Annotated in this window: 17 protein-coding genes; 10 read left to right on the forward strand and 7 right to left on the reverse strand. The window is 67.9% G+C overall.

Translation table 11 applies throughout. The annotated features are described in order from the left end of the window. The first annotated feature begins 1,372 nt into the window (after positions 1 to 1,372). A complete protein-coding gene (locus tag MYF83_RS13640) occupies positions 1,373 to 2,047 on the forward strand; it encodes a GntR family transcriptional regulator (RefSeq protein ID WP_248960663.1) in 675 nt (224 codons plus the stop codon). 63 nt (positions 2,048 to 2,110) lie between these two features. Here MYF83_RS13640 and MYF83_RS13645 read toward each other — a convergent pair whose 3' ends face one another. Together MYF83_RS13645 and MYF83_RS13650 are read right to left on the reverse strand one after the other, a co-directional pair. Then, positions 2,111 to 3,325, reverse strand: a complete 1,215-nt coding sequence (locus MYF83_RS13645) for a CaiB/BaiF CoA transferase family protein (protein ID WP_248960664.1) — start codon at positions 3,323 to 3,325, stop codon at positions 2,111 to 2,113. Continuing rightward, positions 3,325 to 4,317, reverse strand: coding sequence for an MBL fold metallo-hydrolase (locus MYF83_RS13650; RefSeq protein WP_248960665.1), 993 nt, complete (start codon positions 4,315 to 4,317; stop codon positions 3,325 to 3,327). Before MYF83_RS13650 ends, MYF83_RS13645 begins: the two co-directional genes overlap by 1 nt. Positions 4,318 to 4,483: 166 nt before the next feature. Here MYF83_RS13650 and MYF83_RS13655 point away from each other — a divergent pair, with 166 nt between their 5' ends. Then, the gene (locus tag MYF83_RS13655; protein ID WP_248960666.1) at positions 4,484 to 4,834 is read left to right on the forward strand and encodes an aldolase/citrate lyase/malate synthase family protein; all 351 of its coding nucleotides are present in this window, start codon (positions 4,484 to 4,486) and stop codon (positions 4,832 to 4,834) included. 111 nt (positions 4,835 to 4,945) lie between these two features. On the opposite strand, the gene MYF83_RS13660 is transcribed toward MYF83_RS13655, so the two are convergent. After that, the gene (locus MYF83_RS13660) at positions 4,946 to 5,386 is read right to left on the reverse strand and encodes a GlcG/HbpS family heme-binding protein (protein WP_248960667.1); all 441 of its coding nucleotides are present in this window, start codon (positions 5,384 to 5,386) and stop codon (positions 4,946 to 4,948) included. Next, complete coding sequence (locus MYF83_RS13665; RefSeq protein ID WP_248960668.1) at positions 5,383 to 6,285, reverse strand: NAD(P)-dependent oxidoreductase; 903 nt, start codon at positions 6,283 to 6,285, stop codon at positions 5,383 to 5,385. The genes MYF83_RS13660 and MYF83_RS13665 overlap by 4 nt, the downstream gene beginning before the upstream one ends. Positions 6,286 to 6,953: 668 nt before the next feature. Between MYF83_RS13665 and MYF83_RS13670 the strand changes: the two genes are divergently transcribed. The 6 genes from MYF83_RS13670 to MYF83_RS13695 all read left to right on the forward strand — a co-directional run bounded on the left by MYF83_RS13670 (position 6,954) and on the right by MYF83_RS13695 (position 13,130). Then, complete coding sequence (locus MYF83_RS13670) at positions 6,954 to 8,048, forward strand: ABC transporter substrate-binding protein (protein WP_248960669.1); 1,095 nt, start codon at positions 6,954 to 6,956, stop codon at positions 8,046 to 8,048. Further along, positions 8,045 to 8,860 carry an ABC transporter ATP-binding protein gene (locus tag MYF83_RS13675; RefSeq protein ID WP_248960670.1) on the forward strand — a complete coding sequence of 272 codons (816 nt, stop codon included), beginning with the start codon at positions 8,045 to 8,047 and terminating at the stop codon, positions 8,858 to 8,860. The genes MYF83_RS13670 and MYF83_RS13675 overlap by 4 nt, the downstream gene beginning before the upstream one ends. After that, positions 8,857 to 9,684, forward strand: coding sequence for an ABC transporter permease (locus MYF83_RS13680; protein WP_248960671.1), 828 nt, complete (start codon positions 8,857 to 8,859; stop codon positions 9,682 to 9,684). The genes MYF83_RS13675 and MYF83_RS13680 overlap by 4 nt, the downstream gene beginning before the upstream one ends. 609 nt (positions 9,685 to 10,293) lie before the next feature. After that, a complete protein-coding gene (locus tag MYF83_RS13685; RefSeq protein WP_248960672.1) occupies positions 10,294 to 10,986 on the forward strand; it encodes a GntR family transcriptional regulator in 693 nt (230 codons plus the stop codon). Between the two features lie 243 nt (positions 10,987 to 11,229). Beyond that, positions 11,230 to 11,961: an enoyl-CoA hydratase/isomerase family protein gene (locus MYF83_RS13690; RefSeq protein WP_248960673.1), complete on the forward strand. Its 732-nt coding sequence runs from the start codon at positions 11,230 to 11,232 to the stop codon at positions 11,959 to 11,961. 158 nt (positions 11,962 to 12,119) lie between these two features. Then, positions 12,120 to 13,130 carry an amidohydrolase family protein gene (locus MYF83_RS13695; RefSeq protein ID WP_248960674.1) on the forward strand — a complete coding sequence of 337 codons (1,011 nt, stop codon included), beginning with the start codon at positions 12,120 to 12,122 and terminating at the stop codon, positions 13,128 to 13,130. 200 nt (positions 13,131 to 13,330) lie between these two features. On the opposite strand, the gene MYF83_RS13700 is transcribed toward MYF83_RS13695, so the two are convergent. The 3 genes from MYF83_RS13700 to MYF83_RS13710 form a co-directional block, all read right to left on the reverse strand. Then, positions 13,331 to 15,901 (reverse strand): ABC transporter permease, encoded by a 2,571-nt coding sequence (locus MYF83_RS13700; RefSeq protein WP_248960675.1) that lies wholly within the window; start codon positions 15,899 to 15,901, stop codon positions 13,331 to 13,333. Between the two features lie 3 nt (positions 15,902 to 15,904). After that, entirely contained in the window at positions 15,905 to 16,657 is a 753-nt protein-coding gene (locus MYF83_RS13705) for an ABC transporter ATP-binding protein (RefSeq protein WP_248960676.1), read from the reverse strand. Positions 16,658 to 17,077: 420 nt separating this feature from the next. After that, complete coding sequence (locus tag MYF83_RS13710; RefSeq protein WP_248960677.1) at positions 17,078 to 17,275, reverse strand: hypothetical protein; 198 nt, start codon at positions 17,273 to 17,275, stop codon at positions 17,078 to 17,080. A gap of 213 nt (positions 17,276 to 17,488) precedes the next feature. Here MYF83_RS13710 and MYF83_RS13715 point away from each other — a divergent pair, with 213 nt between their 5' ends. Both MYF83_RS13715 and MYF83_RS13720 read left to right on the forward strand, forming a co-directional pair. Beyond that, positions 17,489 to 18,064, forward strand: a complete 576-nt coding sequence (locus tag MYF83_RS13715) for a TetR/AcrR family transcriptional regulator (protein WP_248960678.1) — start codon at positions 17,489 to 17,491, stop codon at positions 18,062 to 18,064. Positions 18,065 to 18,134: 70 nt separating this feature from the next. Beyond that, positions 18,135 to 20,054, forward strand: coding sequence for an alpha/beta fold hydrolase (locus MYF83_RS13720; protein WP_248960679.1), 1,920 nt, complete (start codon positions 18,135 to 18,137; stop codon positions 20,052 to 20,054). The last annotated feature ends 6 nt before the right edge of the window (positions 20,055 to 20,060 follow it).

The raw sequence follows: 20,060 nt of genomic DNA on the forward strand, positions 1-20,060 counted from the left end.
CCCCCCCGGGATGGGTTCCTCGGCCATCCTGGGCCGGGGGCCCGGTTTCGTCGTTCTGGAGGAGAGCGGAGGTGCGGCGCCACCTTCCTGGCGAGTTTCGCCGGCCGCTCCTGCCGGATCCGGGTTCATTGCGGAAGGGCCGGTCGACGCAGAGGTCATGCCCTTTCCATTCGTTCGCCGGAGAACCCTGCGTGGCATAGGACGCGAGCGGCGTCCTTCCGGATGACCCTGCGAGGAGCCGCGTCTCAGTGGGGGCAGGCCTCCTCGAGCAGCAGGGCGGCGCGGTCGAGAGCTTCCGGTGGGGCTGTATAGGGGAGGCGTAGCCACTGGGTCAAGGTGCCGTCCGGGGAGAATCGGGGCCGGGGAGTAATTCGAGTCCCGCCGACGCCGCCTTCCGGGCCACCGTCTCCGGGGACACGCCAGCGAGCCGGAGCCGTCGCCCACCCAGGGCCCCGGCGAGTTTGCAGATCCGCGTGACGGCATCGTCGACGAGATCGTCCCCGAACACCCGACGGGCCACTGCTCTCCTGTGATGACAACCGGACCGCAATGCAAAGCTGGACCGCTCACAGATACTCCCGCGCCGTCGGGTTTGGAGAGGCAAGGCGGTCGAGCCATCTTTCCGGGCCGGAGTGATGATCACCTCCGTGTGCGGTGATGCCTGATGAGAAACGTTACGACGTCCCGGTCCGGAGCGGTTGTAACTCATAGTGATAGCAATACTCTAGGAACCAAAGAATGCATGATCCTGACGTGAGGTGCCTATGACCCCGAGGTCAACGCCCCTCCTGCTCCTGCACACCTGGGGCGGCGACGCCGCCACCTGGGCGCGGCACTGCCGCACCTGCGTGCCGGCGACCGGCCCGCCGAGGCGCCCGACCTGCCGGGTCACGGCGTCCGCGCCGCCGAACCGTTCATCCTGGCCGACGCCGTTGCCACGGCCGCGGCGGCCCTCGACCGGCTGGACCCCCGGGGTCGCGGGTCGCGGCGCCGCCGGGCCCCGCCCGCTCGACATCATGAGCTCGGGACCGCGGAGGTCGCTCGCCCGGCAGCTCGGCGCCACGCCCGCCACCGTGCCCGGAGCGGGCCACATCGCGTACCTGGATGAGCCGGAAGCCTTCGCCGCCACGCCGGCGGCCTTCCACCGCGGCTTCGACGCGGCGTCCGGTGGGCCGTCGGCCGCGCTCGGCGGCTGCCCCGTTCGGGACGCCGGCCTTACGGCGAGCCCCCTGGACCGGTACGTGATGGGCGGCGTCGACATGGTCCACAATAGATCGCATCGCCGAGCCACCGCAGCGGCGCGTCGATACGACACTCATCAGTCCCGCCAATCCGACGCTCCCCCGAGCGCTTACCGATCAAGGACAGATCCATGCCGAAACCGCTGACCAAGCGCGATCGCATCGCCAACGAGCTGCGGCGGATGATCAGCGAGGGGGAGCTGCCCCGCGGCAGCCGCATCCAACAGGACGTGCTCGCCTCGATGTTCGACACCAGCATCACGCCGGTCCGCGAGGCGCTACGCCTGCTCGAGGCCGAGGGCGTGCTGGTCGGCGAGCCATACAAGGGCCTCCGGGTCGCCGACGCCGACTACGAGCAGGTCAAGACCGTCTACATGCTGCGCCGCCTCGTGGAGCCGTACGCCATGCAGCGGGCCGCCCGGCGTCTCTCGCCCCGCGACATCGACCTCGCCGAACGTCTGGTCGCGGAGATGGAGCAGGCCGCTGCCGAGGGGGACCTGGCGCGGCTAAACGCCACAAACCACCGGTTCCACTTCCTCTTCTACGCCAAGTGCGGCAACGAGGGACTGGCCGATGAGATCGATCAGCTCTGGCAGAAGTTCCCCTGGGACATGCTGCAGGTGCTCGACGACCGCGTCGACGAAACCCCCAACGAGCACCGGGCGATGCTGGCCGCGGCCCGGCTCGGCGACGGCGACGCGCTGGCCAAGGCGACGGAGTGGCACCTCTCCCGGAGCTTCCTGGCGCTGGGCCGGCACCTGACCGGGCACAAGATCGCCGATCCGTTCGAAGTCGACAACGACTGATCGCCACCACAGCCCGGGCCGGTGCCGCAACCAACGGCCCGCGTCGGCCCGGGCTGTGGTGGCCTACCGCGCGGCCGGTGCGGACGGTGGTGTGGTGGGCATCGCGGACGGCTCGAGCAGCTCGGCGATCTCGGTCTCGGACAGGCCCAGCTCGCGCAGCACCTCCGCGGTGTGCTCGCCCAGCAACGGCACCCGCCGGCCACCGGGCGGCTCCGGCTCGCGATGCAGCGGCGAGGTGACCACCCGGACCGCCCGCCCGGACGGCAGCGTCGCCTCCGACCAGCGGCCGGTCGCTTCCGCCTGCGGGTGGACGAGGACGTCGGCGATCTGGTTCAGCTGTGCGTACGGCACGTCCGCCCGCTCCAGCCGGTTGATGACCTCGGCGGTGGACAGGGTAACCAGCCGCGCCTGCACCGTCCGCTCGGTGCGCTCGCGGTGCCGTACCCGGGCGCTGTTCGACGCGAACGCCGGGTCCTCCAGCAGCGCCGGGTCGTCCAGCACGGTCCGGCACAGCCGGCGCCACTGCCCCTCGTTCTGCACCGCGATCAGCACGTCCTGGCCATCGGCCGTCGTGTACGGCCCGTACGGGACGATGCTGGCGTGCCGCAGCCCGGCCGGCTGGGGAGCCGAGCCCGAATGCAGCTCGGCCAGCAGGAGCGGGCTCATCCACTCCAGCAGTACGTCGAACAGGGCCACGTCGATCCGCTTGCCCAACCCGGTCCGCTCCCGCGCGTACAGGGCGGCGGTTACGGCGGTGAGCGCGTACGTCCCACCTGCCAGGTCGGCCAGGGAGACCCCGGGCTTGGCGGGCGTCTCGGGGGTACCGGTGGCCATGATCGTCCCGGCCTCGCCCTGCACAAGCGCGTCGTACGCCTTGCGGGTGGCGTACGGGCCGGTCGCTCCGTACCCGGACAGGTAGCAGCGCACGAGGCGCGGGTTCAGCTCGGCCAGCTCGTCGTCGGAAACGATCCGATCCAGGGCGCCCGGGGCGAGGTTGCACACCAGTACGTCGGCTTTGCGCAGCAGCCGGCGCAGTATCTGCCGGCCCGTCTCCGCCTTCAGGTCGAGTACGACGCTGCGCTTGCCCCGGTTCAGCCAGACGAAGTGGCTCGCCTCGCCGTAGACGGTTTCGTCGTAGCCGCGGGCGAAGTCCCCGCCTCCCGGCCGCTCGATCTTGACCACCTCGGCGCCGAGGTCGGCAAGATGCCGGGTGCACAGCGGGCCGGCGACAGCCTGCTCGACCGCGATGACGCGGATGCCCCGCAGATCCGCCGTCATCAGCGGGCGAAATGCAGCACGGTGCCTACCGCGGGCTGCACGTAGTTCGCGGGCAGGTCACGGGACAGGTGCGCATGGGTGCGCAACCCGCTGCAATGCATCGGCATGACCGTCGCCACCTCAAGCTCCGTGAGCGCGGTCGCGGTCAGGTCGACGTTCTCGGCCGGGGTGGTGGGAAAGCCGAGGTGGAAGCCGCCCATCACCGCCCTTACCGGCTTGGGTCCGCACACCGCACGGGCCTGGGCGATCGTGTTGATGACGCCGGCGTGGGCGCAGCCGGTCAGGATCACCAACCCGACATCGCGCACGTCCACCACCAGGCCCATCTCGTCCATGACCTCGTCCCGGCGTAGCTTGCCCTGCGCCGAGACCTGGTAGAGCCCGGGGTCCCCGGGCTTGAAGGCGGGCGCCGCGCCGGCCTCGAAGGCGACCTTCCGGGGGATCTCCCCGGTGGTGTGCACGCCCCAGCCAAGGTCGAGCGAATCCCGGGTCAGCACGGGTACGCCGCCTGACCGCTCGACCTCACCAAACCCAAACGCGGCGTTGTAGACCGGTGAGGTCCGACCGTCTCCCATGACCGCGTACCTCGGCAGTTCCGCGTCGGCGTGCGTGGCGACGGGGATGCGGCGTCCGGCGAGGCCGAGGAAGCGGTGGATCCCACCGAAATGGTCCGGGTGGCCGTGGCTGATCACGACGTGGTCGATCGTGGTGGGGTCGACGCCGAGCACCCGCATGTTGTGTTCGAGCACCGTGCCGGTCAGGCCGACGTCGAACAGCACGCGCAGGGTGTGCCGGCCCCGGACTGCCTCCACCAGGAAGCTGATGCCGTTCTCCGCCTGCGGCGGGACGCGCTTCGGGTCGAAGTGCTCGATGAGCCCGTACCGGGTGACGCAGTGGTCGTCCCCGTCGGCGGGGCTGGCCTGGTCGGGCAGCAGCATGTCCACCTGGTTCTCGACCAGCACGGTTATCGTGACGCTGTCGGCTTCGAACACGCCGCGATCCTCTCCTCGTGGGCGGGACTGACCGCAGTCCCACGCCTCGCCACGGCCCGGGTGGCCCGCCTGGTCAGCGTGGCTCGGCCCGAATTATCTTGACTGTAAACTACATGATCTAATCAGAAAATGCATCATCTACCTCTTTATGTATGAGGAGTAGCCGGTGTCCCCTCGACCACCCCGTTCGCACCTCTACGTTCCCGCCGACCAGCCCCGCTTCCTGCGCAGCGCCCTGCGCACCGCCGCCGACGCGCTCATCCTCGACCTCGAGGACGCCCACCTGCGCAGCCTCGGCTTCCAGGGCCGTGCCTGCATTCACCCCGACCAGGTCACCATCGCCAACGAGGTGTTCGGCGTCGACGACGCCGAACTGGCCGACGCCCACGCCCTCCTCGACCTCTTCGAGCGACACCAGCGCTCTGGCAGTGGTGCGTTCCGCGACGCGCACGGCGCGATGGTCGATGCGGCGACCGTACGCCGTGCCCGGGACCTCACCGGACGGACCGCGACCTGACTGCGTCCGACTGGTGTGCTGCCGCTCTGCCATCCGAAAGGCCTGGCCTTGGCGCCGGCTGGGCTTGCCTCCGCCCGTCGCTCACGTACTTCCCCCTTCGCGCCGCCTTCGTCACAGTTCCACGGGGCTGTCCGGTTCCGGTTGTGACCCGGCGAGCCGGACGCCATAGATGGCGCACGCCTCGTCCACGTCGGACAGGTCACCGCTGACACCCACGGCGCCGAGTAGCACACCGTCGGTGTTCCGGATCAGTACGCCACCCGGGACCGGAACGACGCGGCCATCGGAGGCGACGGAGATCGCGGCGAAGAAGCCCGGCATCGACTCGGCGCGCCGCGCCTGCTCGCGCGAGTTGAAACCCATGCCCAGGGAGCCCCAGGCCTTACCCACGGCGATCTGTGGCCGCAGAATGCCGGATCCGTTCTGGCGCTTCAGGACGACCACATGTCCACCGGGATCCAGCACGGCCACAGTCAGTGGAGCCGCTCCGAGCTGCCGCCCGCGATCGAGGGTGCCAGATACGATCTCGTCCGCGTGCTCAAGGGTGATCATGCCTTGTCCTCCTGTGCCGGGGTGTGGTGGGAACCGATGCGGTCTGAGCCCATCACAGTGAGCAGAGCCGCGGCGTCGTCGTCGGCGAGTCCATGATCGATCGCTCGACGGTAGAGGTCTCGGGTAGCGCTCAGCATCGGTGTCGGCAGGTCCAGCTCCTCGGCGTAGGCGGTGATCACGTCGACGTCCTTGAGGAACATGCTGAGCTTGGCAGACGGCGGTTGGTACTGGCGCCGAGCCATGAGCAGCCCGCGCTTTTCGAAGATGACCGAGCTTCCGGCCCCGTCCTGGATGACGTCGAGGATCTGAGCCGGGTCCAGACCTGCTCGCTCACCCAGCGCGAATGCCTCTGCGGTGGCGACGTTGTGGATGGCCACGAGCAGGTTGGCCACGAACTTCATGGTGGACCCGCGACCGAACTCTCCGAGGTATCGCACCGAGCGGGCGAATGCCTCGAGTACTGGGCGCACCGCCTCGAAGGCGTCCTCGTCCCCGCTGCCCAGGACCACGAGATCCCGCTCGAGTGCCTGCGCGCCGGTGCCGCTCAACGGGCAGTCGAGCAGTGTCATCCGCGCGTCGGCGAGCAGTCGACGGCACTGCTGTTTCACGTCCATGGGCAGTGTCGATGTCTCGACCACGGTGAGCCCCGCAGGCCCGGACGTGGCGACCCGCGCGCACACGTCTAGGGCGGCGGACGCGCTCGGCAGGGATGTGATGGCGAAGTCGCAGCGACGAGAAAGCACCTCAACGGACTGCTCCGCGTGACCACCGGCGGCCGAGAGAGCGGCGGCGCGCTCGGGTAGGGGGTCGTAACCGACCACGTCGAAGCCGCGTGCGAGCAGGTGGCCCGACATGGCCGAACCCATGATCCCGAGACCCAGCATCCCCACAGTCGTCACTGGTGCTCCTTATCGTCATCGTCGCTCTGGGCTCCGAACGATCGGAGCGCTACCGCGTCGACAGAGACGCCTCCGTCGCGAGAGTGCACTATATTCCACTTGAGGCATCACCATAAGGTCTGGTGCCCGTTCTCGTACATCTGACCTCAGATGCGCCCTGCTGCGGCCAAGTCCGGTGGGGCTTGCCGCAACCGGCCGTCGCAGCGCCGAAGTCGCTGCCTCTCCCAACCGTCCGGGCGCCTGCCGGTCTGGCCGCCGGCTGCCCGTCCGAGGTGCGCCGGCGCCCCTGGTGGGCGGCCGTGCGCCCGGGAACTGGGTTTTTGTGCATCACCCGAGGCGAACGTGCCACATCGCTGGTGTGACGCATCAAGAATAAAATTATGTATCAGACGTAGACACGATGCATCGGATGACCTAGCGTCGCACTACCGAAATACGCCGGAAACAGTCCCGTCGAGAAACACTTCCGCCCCTGAATGGCAGGCCGCTCAGACGCTCGCCTCCGAGCTCTCCGGCCGCTCCGACAGGTACGTCAACGTCCAACCGGACGTCGGCGCTGACTGCGTTCCGGCGCCTAGAGGCCGGTTGCCATGAGCAGACCCGACCACACCAGACACACCACCCATTCGTCCAACGTCGCCCTCCGGCGCAACTTCAGAGGAGGAGCTATGAGGCCCTCAATCAGGAAGCTCATACCTGCGCTCGTGATACCGCTGCTCGTCGGGCTTGCCGGCTGCGGGGGTCCCGGTGGCGCGGGATCGGGGGAGGGCGGTACGCCGCTCACCTTCGTCTTGCCCGCCGGAAGCGTGATGCAGTTCCACCCGTGGTACCTCGCCGAGCGGCTCGGCTTTTTCAAGGACGAGGGAGTGCAGGTCAAGCTCGTCGCCGGTGACGGCTCGAGCAGCATCATCCAGCAGATCATCGCCGGCAACGCCGACGCCGGCGTCCCCTCTCCGGCCGCGATCCTCGTCGCGGCCGACAGCGGTCGAGAGCTCACCGGCATCTTCCAGTACTTCCAGTCGAACGTCTTCACCTTGGCCGCACCCACAAGCGGGGGTCTGACCAGCGTCGACCAGTTGCGCGGTAAGGCCGTCGGCGTCTCAGACCTTGCAGGCGGCGAGGTTCCCCTTGTGCGGGCGGCGCTGCGTGAGGCCGGCCTGAAGGATGGCACGGACGTAAAGATCACTCCGGTTGGTGAGGGTGGTGCCCTGACTCTGGAGGCGCTGCGCAAGGATCGGGTACAGGCCTACGCTTCGTCCTTGTTCGACGTCGCCCTGGTCGGGGCAACGGGCGCACCCATGACGAACATCCTGCCCGAGAACCTCCGGTCCTTTCCTGCCAACACCGTGATCACCACGCCGGACACGCTCAAAGCCAAAAGAGCAGCTCTGACGAAGATGATGAGGGCCGTGGCGAAGGCCATGGTGTGGACGAAGGCCAACCCCGACGCGGCTAAGGCCCTGTCAGCCAAGGAGGCGCCGGAGGAGTTCGACAACCCCGCCGTCGCGGACAGCGGTTGGAAGGCCGCGGAGACGTTGAAGGAGCTGCCGCAACAGATCCAGGGCCAACCTCTCGGCACGTTCGTCCCGCAGAACTGGGAGCAGTACCAGCAGTTCCTGCTGCAGGGGACGCGTGAAGAAGGTGCCCTGTCGCGGCCGGTCGACCTGAAGAAGCTGCTGGACAGCTCGCTGCTTGCCGACATCAACAAGTTCGACCAGGCCGCAGTGATCCAGCAGGCCAAGGCGTACAAGGTTACGTCATGATCGCGGACAAGGGCACTTCCGCAAAGGCCACCAAGACCGTGGTGGAAGCTGGTCGACCGCTGATCGAGATCCAGGGCGTCCGCAAGTCGTACGTGACGCAGGAGAAGACCGTGAAAGCTCTGGCCGAGGTCAACCTGGACATCCACGCGGGCGAGTTCATGTCCTTCGTCGGACCGAGCGGTTGTGGCAAGTCGACTCTGCTGAACATCGTAGCCGGGTTGTTGGACGCGAGTGAGGGCACCGTTCTGGTCGGCGGCGAGCACCTGACCAAACCTCGCAGGGACATGGGCTTCATGTTCCAGGCGCCGGTGCTTCTTCCGTGGCGGAGCGTCGAGCGAAACGTCATGATGCCCGCTGAGGTCTTCGGACTGCCCCAGGAGGAGATACGGCCCAAGGCCCGCCGGATCCTGACTACCGTCGGGCTGGGCGACTTCCTCGACGCGCTGCCTTCCGAGCTTTCCGGCGGCATGCAGCAGCGCGCGTCGTTGGCGCGAGTGCTCACCTACGAACCCCGGGTTCTCCTGATGGACGAGCCGTTCGGCGCTCTGGACGAGTTCACTCGGGAGGCGATGAACCTGGAGCTGATGCGCATCGCGGCGGAGACGGGAATCACCATCCTCTTCGTGACGCATAACATCAGCGAGGCGGTATTCCTGAGCCACCGCGTCGTCGTCATGAGCGCACGGCCGAGTCGGGTGGCTGGTGTCGTCGAGGTCCCCTTCGAGTATCCGAGAACGGTGGACGTCATGCACGACCCCCAGTTCACGGACTTGACCTTCCAGATCCGCCAACTCCTGGGGGAGTCTGTATGACCAGCAGCACACTGCGACGGTTCAGGCATCGTCGCGCGCCCGCCTCGAGCCGGCAGCAGATCTCCCGAGCACAGCGGTGGAAATATCGCGGGGCCAGCCTGCTCATCACCGCGGCGATCCTCGGGTTCTGGGAGCTGCTTCCGCGGACCGGGCTCGTGTCGGAGATCGTCCTCCCACCTCTGCACGAGGTGATCACGGCACTGGGCCTGCTCCTACAGCAAAGCACCTTCTACGGACATCTCGCCGTCACGCTGCGCGAGATCATGGGTGGCTTCCTCGCGGGTACCATCATCGGGCTGGTCGGCGGTATCGGGCTGGCCGTGTGGCAGCCCGTGAAGCAGGTCACCTATCCCTACGTGGTCGGTTTCCAAGCGATCCCCAAGATCGTCTTTGCTCCCCTGTTCATCGCCTGGTTCGGCTACGGCGAGGGGTCGAAGGTCGTGATGGGTATCGCGATCGCCTTCTTCCCGGTTCTGATCAACACTCTGGTCGGTCTGGAGTCGGTCCCCACGGACTCCGTCAAGCTGATGCGCTCTCTGCGTGCGACCTCGTTGCAGATCTTCCGCAAGGTGTCGTTCCCACATGCTCTGCCGCTCATCTTCGCCGGTATCAAGCAGGCACTCACCTATGCCGTCATCGGTGCGCTCGTCGGAGAGTTCGTCGGGGCTTCAGCGGGTCTTGGCTACCTGTTGGACTCCTACAACTACCAGCTGCGGATCGACTATGTCTTCGCCCTGATCGTCGTCCTCGCGGCAATCGGAGCGGCCCTCTACTTCATCGTGGAGTGGCTCGACAACCGGCTCATCTACTGGCGAGAGCAGTAGATCGGCCGAACCGTGCCCCCGCGCACCACCCACGTCCAGCAAGGAGTCCGTAATCGAGCGGTCAGAGAGGCCGCCCGCCCCGGCCGGCCCGAATCACAGTCTTGCGCGATAGAGCAGGCGGTGGCGGGACCTCTCTGCACTCGTCACGTGCCCGAACTGGGCACCGACTTATCAGAATCGAACGTCCGGGAAAGGGAGATACCGGGTTGCGACGACGAACCATCATGCGACTACGATTTGCTGAGGCCGCGTCAGAAATGACCATCCCGGCAAAATGAGGTCATCGATGTAGCGGTACTTGCCAGGTGTTCGGCCGTCGTGGGTAAATTCCGCCGCGCGTTTTCGCTCAGTGACGATATGACTCCAGGTCAAATCGCAATGGTGCGTTCTCGGCCGGTGGCCGACGGGCTTCACGGCCATACGCATCCGTCCGCGACCGGGAGCCCCCCGCAGCGCGGGCGGCAGCCTGCCCAGGTGGATGCGGCGACCCCGACGCATTACGCGGTCCAGCGCGTGCGGCAGCCCCCGCTCGACGCCAGCCACACTTGGAAATATCGCATTCGTCGATACAACCCAGCAAAGCACTTTCAGGAACGGTGAGGAGACGGTATGGGCGAGCGCGAAGCAGGTCAGACAAAGCGAGATCGCATCGTGCACGAGCTTCGTTCGCTGATCGCCTCGGGGGAACTGCCCCGCGGCGCGTGGGTGCGTCAGCTGGAACTCGCGAAGCGGTTCTCGACCAGCATCACACCGGTCCGGGAAGCTTTACGTCTACTCGAGGCCGAGGGTCTGGTGACCGCCGAGCCGCGGCGTGGGGTGCGCGTAGCGTCCGCGGACCTGGAACAGGTCGGTGGTTCGTACATCGCCAGACGGCTGATCGAGGCATATGCGACTCAGCGCGCCGCCCTGCGGATGTCACAGCGCGATCTGCAGAAGGCGCAGGCCTACCTGGATATGCAGCGGCAGGCATACGAGAACGGGGACCGCAACGCGGTCCTCGTGGCCAATCGCTCCTTCCATTTCCACTTCTTCGAGAGGTCGGAGATCCCGAGCCTCGTGGACATAATCGACGGACTGTGGACAGCCTTCCCCTGGGACGTCACGAATCTCAACAACGAGCGCGTTGAGGCATCCCTGGCCGAGCACGCGCAGATCCTCGCGATGGTGCGTGCCGGAGATCTCGATGCGGTCGGGGCCGCGGCCGCGGAGCACGTCAAGAACAGCTATTTGGCGCTCGTCGAGCACCTCACCGGTAAGCCGGCGATCGATCCTTTCCCGGTGGACGGCGACGTCATGGAGTGACCATGTCGGACTCGTAAACGGGTCAAGCCTGTGAGCCGCCGAGACTCGGATCGACCCGACCGAGTGCCTGGCATGGACGTGTCGCCGGGTGGCCGGCATTGGTGGGCGCCTGGTCGCACCGCGAGACGTGACCGAGGCGGCCGTTTTCCTCGCGTCCCCACGTGCCGCCTCGATCGCGGGTGAGGACCTCAATGTCAGCGCCGGCTTGGTCATGCACTGACGTACAAGAGAAAGGCTTAACTGATGTCGAATCCTCCAGCCACCGAGGGCCTCGTCGTCGAGCAGCGCGGTGACGTGCTTGAGGTGACGATCGACCGCGGCGACGAGAACCTGCTGTCGATGCCGATGTGCGAGACCCTGACGGAGTTGCTCCGTCGCCCGCCGGCCGGGTCACGCATCATGCGCCTGCGGGCCAACGGCCCCAACTTCTGCCTTGGCCGGGACCGGGGCGAGCGCGACCCCGACGCCCTGCGCCACCAGGCGAACATGCTCATCGAGCTCAACCAGGCGTTGCAGGGCGGCGAACTGGTGACGGTCGCGGAGGTCACGGGCGGCGCGGCCGGCTTCGGCGTCGGGCTGGCCGCCTTGTGCGACCTGTCCTACGCGTCCCCCTCGGCGCAGTTCTGGTTCCCGGAGGTCAACGCGGGCTGGGCGCCTTCCGTGGTCCTGGCCTGGCTGCCCCGCATGGTCGGCCGCTCCCAGGCTTTCCGGCTGACAGCCACAGGATCCCGGCTGGATGCTGAGGCGGCTGCCGGGCTCGGCCTGATCACCGAGGTGGCCAAGGGGGATGAGGACCTGTCAGACCTCGTCGAGTCGGAGATCGCGGCGCTGCTGCCGCACGACTCCCGGACCCACCACGAGATCCGGTCGTTCCTGCGGGACACCGCGAGCGCCAGCGTCGACCAGGCATACCGGTTGGGCGTCGAGCGCCTGACGCTTGGGGTGCTGCGCCGTCTCGGATCGGCCGGCAGCTAGCCACTGTGGTCAGCGCGAAGGTGGCCGGCGTCGAGCGCGTCACGGCGTGCACGCCTCCCATCCGGGCAAGATCCCCGCGGCGACCGTGGCGGTACTGGCGCTCGCCGGCGCCGCACCACTGTCAGACCTATTGATTGACCGAGAGGAACCTTAGAAACATGAGCGGGAACAACCGCCGCACCGTGGACCTCCACGCGCACGTGTTCACCCCTGCGTGCCTGGAGCTGGTCGAGGGCCTGATGGCGCCGGAGATGGAGCCCTTCTCCTACTTCGGCGGCCAGGAAACCAACGCCTACCAGGTCGGGCATGTGAAGAGCATCATGCCCAAGCTCACGGATCCGGCAGTGCGCATCGCCGACATGGACCGCATGGGCATCGACGTGCAGGCACTGTCGGTGGCACCGCCGCAGTTCTACTACTGGACCGATCCCGAGCTCGGCCGCCGGCTGGCCCGCTTGCAGAACGAGCACCTCGCCGAGCTGGTTGCCGGCAACCCCGACCGGTTCGTCGGGTTGGCGACGGTGCCCATGCAGGACGTCTCGTCCGCGGTTGCCGAGCTGGAGTACGCGGTGCGCGAGCTCGGCTTCCGGGGAGCTGAGATCAACACGAACATCGCCGGGCTGGACCTCGACGACCGCCGCTACCGCCCGTTCTTCGCCAAGGCCGAGGAGCTGGACGTTGTGGTGCTCCTCCACCCGAACGGCTTCACCCACGGTGAGCGACTGATGAAGTACTACCTCACCAACGTCCTCGGGAACCCGCTCGACACCACTGTCGCGCTGACGCGGATCATCCACGGCGGCGTACTCGAGGACCACCCCGAGCTCAAACTGTGCTTCGTGCACGGCGGCGGCTACCTGCCGTTCTACTCCTCGCGGATGGACCACGCGTACGAGGAGCGCCCCGAGGGCCGCCACCACATCTCGCGCCCACCGAGCACCTACCTGAAGCAGGTCTACGTCGACTGCCTTGTGTTCGACGAGGTCCACCTCGAGTTCCTGCTGAAGAAGATGGGACCCGACCACGTCGTGGTCGGAACCGACTACCCCTTCGACATGGGGTACTACGACCCGCTCGGCCAGCTCGACAGGGTCCCCGGCCTCAGCGACGAGGAGCGCGAGATGGTCCGGGGTGGCACGGCCGCCCGGCTGCTGAAGCTGGACCGCTGACCGCGGCTCAGCCGTCCCAGGGCGCCGCACACCTGCTCTCCGCAAGAGTGCGGCGCCGCTCGTCTGCGTGCCATGTCGATCCCGCGCCACCCCGTTCGGGCCCGACATGGCTCCCCCGACGGGAGGCCCGCCCGTCTGGACCTCAAGCACAGCACGGCGTCGAAATCCGTGTCGAAGGCGCGGGCCGGCCGGTGAAGTCCTCACTCACGAGCGCCGATGACTGATATGGCGCTCGGCCGTACTGCCATTCGCGCTGGAAGCAGGGTCGCGGCCAGGCCCAGAACGACTGCCAGAGCCACGATGGTGAGGTAGATCAGCGGAGGGGCGGCGAACGCGGGGGTTCGGGCGAGCGCCAGGCTCGAGCTCACCAGTGTGGTGGCGGCGATGAGCGTGCCGAGAAGGACACCGATCACCACGGTGATCAGGGCCTCCCCTCCGACCATGGTCAGCACCTGACGCCGCGTTGACCCGGCAAGGCGCAGGGCCGCGAACTCGCGGGTACGGGCCGCGGTCGCCGCGGCCAGCGTGTTCATCACGGATATCGCTGTGTACAGGCCGATCAGCATGATGAAGAGGTAGACGGCGGTCGTCTGGGAGTCATTGCTCCTCTGTAATTGCGACAGGTATGCGCCCCGCGAGAGCGTGACCAGAGTGGGGTGGTCTTTCGTGAGCGCGCTTAGGCTGTCTGCCGTCGAACGGCCGTCGTCCTTGACGTAGATCGCCGACGCGAGCGCCTGGGGTGCGTAACGCGCGGCCAAGTCCGCCGACACAAGCACGTCGCTCAGGCCCAGGCTCCGCTCGTATGTCGCCACGAGATGCAGTTCCTTGCGGGTGCCGTCTGGCAACGCCACTGGCAAGCTGTCACCCACGTGCCAGCGGCTTTCCCTCGCCAAGGATGAGCTGGCGGCGATGCCGTCATCGGTCAGCGTACTGAGGTGACCCACGCTGACATCGAGATCCAGAAGCGCCGGCACCTCACCGGGTTCGACAGCGAGCGCCATCAGTGTTCGCGTCAGCACAGGACCACCGGCTGCACCCATGCCCAGACGCACGGGGATCGGAGTCGTCGCGGCGACGGCGCTGACACCGGGAAGGCGGGCGACGTCCCTGGTGACGGCGGAGGGCAGACCCTGCCCGTCTGCTGAGACGAGTACGTGGTCGGCATGGATACGCAGCAGGCTCTCCTGGAGGGTGAGCATCTGCACGGTCTGTGGCATGAAGATCATGATGCAGGTGAACGTCACCGCGAGGGTGATCGGTATGCTCGCCGAAGCGATACGCCACGGATTGGCTTTGGCGTTGGCGGCGGCGAGGAATCCCTGCCCCCGCCCCAGAATGACGATCAGCGGGGCGACCAGGCGGGCTAGCTGTGCGGTGATCAACGGCCCGAGCAACGTGACCGTGATCATGAGCGTGAAGCTCACGACGAAGGCGTCTCCCGACCCCTTGTTACCGCCGGTGGCGATGCTGTTGACGACGATGAACGCGCTCAGGGCTCCGAAGGCGGCACCGGCCAGCAGCCGCAAGCGGGACAGGCGCTTGAGTGGGGCCGCCGACTCACGGAGCGCCTCTGTCGGGCGCACCCGCGCGGCACGGTTCCCAGCGGTGAAGGCCGCGAGCTGAGTGAGTCCGACCCCCGCCGCCGCCGTCACGATCAGCGGGATGGCCCCGTAGACGGGGTGGAAGCCCGCAGGGGCCACCCCCAGCGATACCAGAAGGCCTGCGAGTGGCCGGGACAGGGCGAGCCCGGCGGGCACTCCTGCCACCAGAGCGATCGCGGACACCACCAGGCCCTCGGCGGCGATCATGCGCCGAACCTGTCCGCCTGTGGCGCCGATCGCCCGGAGCAGCGCGATCTCCCGGCGTCGCTGCACGACCAGGAGGGAGAAGGTCCCCGCGATAACGAAGATCGCGACGAACCCGGCGACGGCACTCATAATGCCGAGGAACGCGGTAGTCGCAACGTAGGCGCCGGAGTCGGCCGACGGCTCGGCTTGAGAGGTGTCGGTGAGCACCAGGGTCCCGTCCCCGGCGGCGTCCCGGACACGAGAGGCCAACTGTGCGATGTCCACGTGCGGCTCGGCGAACACCGCGACCGCATCAACGCCGGTCGAGTCTCCGGACAACCGCGCGACGGTCTGATCGGTGAAGAAGACGGTGGCGTGAAGAGGCCCAGGCAGGGCTGGATGGGCTACACCTGCCACCCGGTAGCGGCGCGAGCCGTCGACCGCTGTCACAACGTCCGCGAAGTCCCCCGTGCCGAGACCCGTGCGAGCCGCGACACCGCCGTCCAGGACGATCTCATCTGGTTTGACCGGTGGATGGCCCTCCCGCAGCCGGTACGGCGTGAGCCGGCTACTGCTCCAGCCATGACCCCGCGTGGCACCATCCGCGTTCAGGCGGGACGACGGCCCGCCGGCCTTGACGACATGGCTGTAGATAGAGACATCCGTCACCACCTCCCGCACGCCGGGCACCTGTGCGACGCGATGCGCCACGCTGAGAGGAAGCCGCGGGGGTGGAAGCCGGTCCCCGACGGGATCGGCTCCAGAATCGATCGGCCGGCCACCCGGCGCCACGGATATGTGCGGGTTCCCGGTCACGACCAGGGTGACGGCGTGAAACCGCCGGGATCCCCCATCACCGGTCACCGCGGACTGCAGCAGGACGCCTCCGGTGGTGATGACGGTCACGGCAAGTGCGACGGCAAGCAGCGAGCCCGCGAAACGCGCCTTGCGCGTGCGAACGGATCTCAGGCCGAGACGTAGCACAGCTCACGCGTCCAACCGGGACAGCCAGGCCGAGGTCCGTTCGACCGTTGGACTGCTCATCTCGTCCACGATGCCTCCGTCCACAAGGAAGACGACCCGATCGGCATATGTGGCAGCGCGCGGGTCGTGAGTAACCATGATCAGAGTGCGGCCGAAGCCGTCCACGGTCTCCCTGAGCAGGCGCAGGATGCCGGCCCCGGTCTGGGTGTCGAGCGCGCCGGTGGGCTCGTCGGCGAAGATCACCTGCGGTCGGGTGACAAGAGCCCTCGCGATGGACACCCGCTGCTGCTGTCCCCCGGAGAGTTCGGCGGGAAGATGGTCCATCCGCTCGGCAAGACCCACCCTCTCCACGATCTCGTCGACCCATTTCCCGTCAGCCCGCCGACCGTTGAGCAGAAAAGGGAGCGTGACGTTCTGCCGGACCGTGAGGGAGGAGAGAAGGTTGAAGGACTGGAACACAAAGCCCATGTTGTTACGCCGGAAAACCGTCAGCCGACTCTCGCGCATTTTCGTGATGTCCGTTCCCGCGAGGAACACGGCGCCGGCGTCCGGCCGTTCCAGGCCGGCGGCACAATGCATGAACGTACTCTTTCCCGATCCCGAAGGGCCCATCAAGGCGGTGAAGGTGCCCTCGGGGAAGGCCATGGAGACGTCGCGGAGCGCGGCTACCGAGGTCAGGCCCGTGCCGAAGGACTTGGAGACACCCTGAAGGGCCACGGATAACGCCTGCCCGCCTGATGGTGCCGGATCCGGCATCTGAGGGGCGGAGGACGCGGTGGAACGAGCCACAGATGTATCCCATCGATAGTAAATACGCGAAGCAGGACCAAGCACATGCCGACGGCAGCTGAAACCGAAGGTGACGGCGTGGTGAGGATTTGAGGAGCGGCGAGGCTTTCCATGGAAGCACCCCGCCACCTGTCCATTCGCCGGCCCGATCTCCTGGCCATATTCGACTGATACGAAGTCGGCGGCTATCGGGTACGACCCTGGAATAACCCTCAGGCGTCCCTTACGGCCGATGGGACTTCCGCGGGGTCATGGAGGCATGGGGTCGGATCGTGGTTCGGCATCTGACCGGGGCGTCCATCATCAGCCCGTGCAGCAGCACGATCGTGGGGCCGTCGCCGCCGGTGTCCTGGTATTCGATGGTCCCGGCGGACAGCTCGATCTCCTTCATGCCGGTCGGTGCAGCGAGGATGCCGCGGCGGCGGGGTCGTCCGCCGGTGGATGATCGAGCAGGTGCCGGCGCAGGAAGGACAGCTCGACGTCGACGGCCTGCTCGTGCCCGCCCAGGAAGGATTCGTAGTGGCCGCCGGGCATCCGGACGAGCTCTCCGCCGGGGGCTCGCCGCGCCGCGCCGGCCATGATCACGCAGGCACCGTTGGTTCCCGGATAGTGCCAGCGCCCCGGGCATACCTGGCCAGCAGGGCCACCACGCGATTACCCCCTAGAGCCGGGTGGGGGTGCCAGGTGTGACATCCGCCCGCGATCTGTGATCCGGATCTCAGTCGTCCGAGCTGATGACAAGGTTCCCGGCCCCCGCAGGCTTGGACAAGATTATGCAGACCGGTCTATTCTCCTACTGTGGCGGTCAAGGGTGATGAGACGCGGGCGCGGCTGATCGAGGCGGCTCGGACGCTTGTGGAGGCGAAGGGCTACCACGGCACCGGGCTCAACGAGGTGCTCGCGGTGGCCGGCGCTCCCCGGGGTTCGCTCTATCACCACTTCCCCGGCGGCAAGGACCAGCTGGTCGGCGAGGCCCTCGCCGCCGCGGGCCGGGAGGTCGACGGCATCGTAGGAGAGCTGACCGCGACGGCGCCCACCTCCCGCGAGCTCGTGCTGGCTCTGCTGGAAGGGCTGGCCGACAGGATGGTGGCGGCCGGCTATGCCAAGGGCTGTCCGGTGGCGACCGTGGCCCTGGAGGTCGCCTCGACCAACGACCATCTACAGCCGATCTGCGGCGGCATCTACACGGGCTGGCAGCGGCCGCTGGCCGATGCTCTCCGGGCCGACGGTCACGACGCGGCCGAGGCGGATGAGCTCGCGGTGACGGTGCTCGCCCTGATCGAAGGCGCGCTGGTACTGGCCCGCGCCGGCCGCAGCCGGATCCCCATCGAGCAGACCGGCCGGCGCATCGCCAAGCTGCTCGGCACCGACTGACCATCGTGGAGGTGCCGGGCGCGTTTTGCCGGCCAAAGATTATGTAGATCGGTCTAGAGAGGAATCTGACATGGAAGAGACTTCGGCTCGCGCGCCGGACGCCGTGGTGTTCGGCGCGACCGGCTTCATCGGCAGGTGGACGGTGCTGCACCTGCTGGATCAGGGCCGTACGATCGCGGCCGTCGTCCGCGAACCGGCTCGTGGCCGCATGGGCGCAGGCGCCGAGGGCGAGCCCGTCGCCGGCCGGGAAAGCGAATTACGCGCCTGGCTTCAAGATCATGGCGTGGCCGCCGAGCGGCTCGCGGTCGTGGACGGTGATCTCACGGCGGGTGCGGGCCTGGGGCTGAGCGCGGCGGACGACGAGCGACTTGCCGACGTACGGGATGTTTTCCACACAGCCGGCATCTACCGATTCGGGCTGGGGCGCGAGGAGGCCAGGGCGGTCAACGTCGAGGGCGCCCTCAACGTGCTGCGCTGGGCCGCAACCCGGCCCGGCCTGCGCAGGCTGATCCACGTGTCGGGCTACCGGGTCGGGCTGGCCCCGCGAGCGCGCTATCCGCTTCCGGAGGCCGAACTGGTGAAGCTCTACCGCGACAAAGGGGCTTATGAAGGCTCCAAGACCGAGGCGGATGCCGCCGTACGGGTCGTCGCGGCCCAGTTGGGGGTCCCGCTGACCGTGGTGAATCCGAGCAGCGTGATCGGCCACTCGACCACGGGCGAGGCCGGTCAGTACATCGGTCTGGCCGAACTGGTCCGCGACCTGTGGACCGGCCGGCTTCCGGCGCTGCCGGGAACCGCCCGTACGTTCGTGCCCGTGGTGACCGTAGATCATTTCGCGAAGTTCATGGCCGCGATTCCCGAACACGACCCCGAGCCCGGCGGGCTGCACTGGGTACTCGATGAGAACACCCCGGACCTGCCCGACCTGATTCGGCTGCTCGCCGGCCACCTGGGCGTACGCGCGCCGAAGACCCTCGTGCCGGTGGCCCTGATCCGCCGCCTCCCAGCGGCGCTTACCGGAGCCAACTCTGAGACCCTGGCCTTCCTGACCGAGGACCGTTACGACACGGCCTCAGCCGAAAAGGTCGCCGAGGTCGCCGGGCTCCGGCAGCCTCCCGCCGAGACCGCGCTGCGCCGCTGGGCCGATCGGCTGGTGGCGGACAGATTCGGGACGGCCTCGGCCGCGCTTCCTGGCGGCTTCCACGAAGTCGGCGGATCCCGGACCTACGTCACCGGGGACCTGACCTCGCCCGACTTCGTTCTCCTGCACGGACTTCCCCTCGACGGCGAGTCCTGGCAGGGAGTACTCAGCGAGCTGGACGGAGCATCCGCCCTCGTCGCCGATCTGCCGGGACTCGGCCGTTCGGCCCCCACGGCGGCCACCCCGCCGGACTGGCTCACCGATCTGCTGGCGCCCGTACGAACCCGGCCCATCATCGTCGCCCACTCGGCGGCCGCCGCACCGGCGCTCCGCTACGCCGCCGCGCATCCCGATCGCATCACGGCCTTGCTCCTCATCTCCCCCTATTTCCTCCAGGAGCAGCCCTCAAGGTTGCTCCGCACACCGGTGCTCGCCGCACCACTCCTCAGGAGGATCTCCGCCGACCGTCTCGCGATCTCACTCCTCGGCGCGAACGGCGGCGTTTCCTCAGACCAAGCCCGTCCGGCCATTGCGAGTGCCGCCGCCCAACTGCACCGGCCCGGCGTCGCCCGCCGTACGGCCCACCGGCTCCGGGCCGCGAACCACCCCACCGAACGCGCCGCTCTCCAAGCCCTGCTCAGCGGGACAAAGCCGGTCTCAGTCCCGGTCCACATCGTCGCCGGGCAGCTGGATCCGCTGGTCGGCGATCCCGGCCCGGCCACCGTCACGACCATCCCCGCCACCGGACACCACCCGCACCTCACCCACCCCTCCGCCATCGCCACGATCATGCGGGGCATCATCGACGGATCGGGGCCGGGTGAGTCGGTGGCAGGCCGAACCTCGTGAACACCG

The organism is Sphaerisporangium perillae (assembly GCF_023276435.1).
GTDB lineage: Bacteria > Actinomycetota > Actinomycetes > Streptosporangiales > Streptosporangiaceae > Sphaerisporangium > Sphaerisporangium perillae.

Bases quoted from the DNA above. Each gene is read 5' to 3' on its own strand.
- MYF83_RS13690 (WP_248960673.1), top strand. From the start codon at position 11,230: ATGTCGAATCCTCCAGCCACCGAGGGCCTCGTCGTCGAGCAGCGCGGT.
- MYF83_RS13685 (WP_248960672.1), top strand. From the start codon at position 10,294: ATGGGCGAGCGCGAAGCAGGTCAGACAAAGCGAGATCGCATCGTGCAC.
- MYF83_RS13720 (WP_248960679.1), top strand. From the start codon at position 18,135: ATGGAAGAGACTTCGGCTCGCGCGCCGGACGCCGTGGTGTTCGGCGCG.
- MYF83_RS13645 (WP_248960664.1), bottom strand. From the start codon at position 3,325: ATGACGGCGGATCTGCGGGGCATCCGCGTCATCGCGGTCGAGCAGGCT.
- MYF83_RS13705 (WP_248960676.1), bottom strand. From the start codon at position 16,657: ATGCCGGATCCGGCACCATCAGGCGGGCAGGCGTTATCCGTGGCCCTT.
- MYF83_RS13670 (WP_248960669.1), top strand. From the start codon at position 6,954: ATGAGGCCCTCAATCAGGAAGCTCATACCTGCGCTCGTGATACCGCTG.
- MYF83_RS13675 (WP_248960670.1), top strand. From the start codon at position 8,045: ATGATCGCGGACAAGGGCACTTCCGCAAAGGCCACCAAGACCGTGGTG.
- MYF83_RS13660 (WP_248960667.1), bottom strand. From the start codon at position 5,386: ATGATCACCCTTGAGCACGCGGACGAGATCGTATCTGGCACCCTCGAT.
- MYF83_RS13640 (WP_248960663.1), top strand. From the start codon at position 1,373: ATGCCGAAACCGCTGACCAAGCGCGATCGCATCGCCAACGAGCTGCGG.
- MYF83_RS13680 (WP_248960671.1), top strand. From the start codon at position 8,857: ATGACCAGCAGCACACTGCGACGGTTCAGGCATCGTCGCGCGCCCGCC.
- MYF83_RS13695 (WP_248960674.1), top strand. From the start codon at position 12,120: ATGAGCGGGAACAACCGCCGCACCGTGGACCTCCACGCGCACGTGTTC.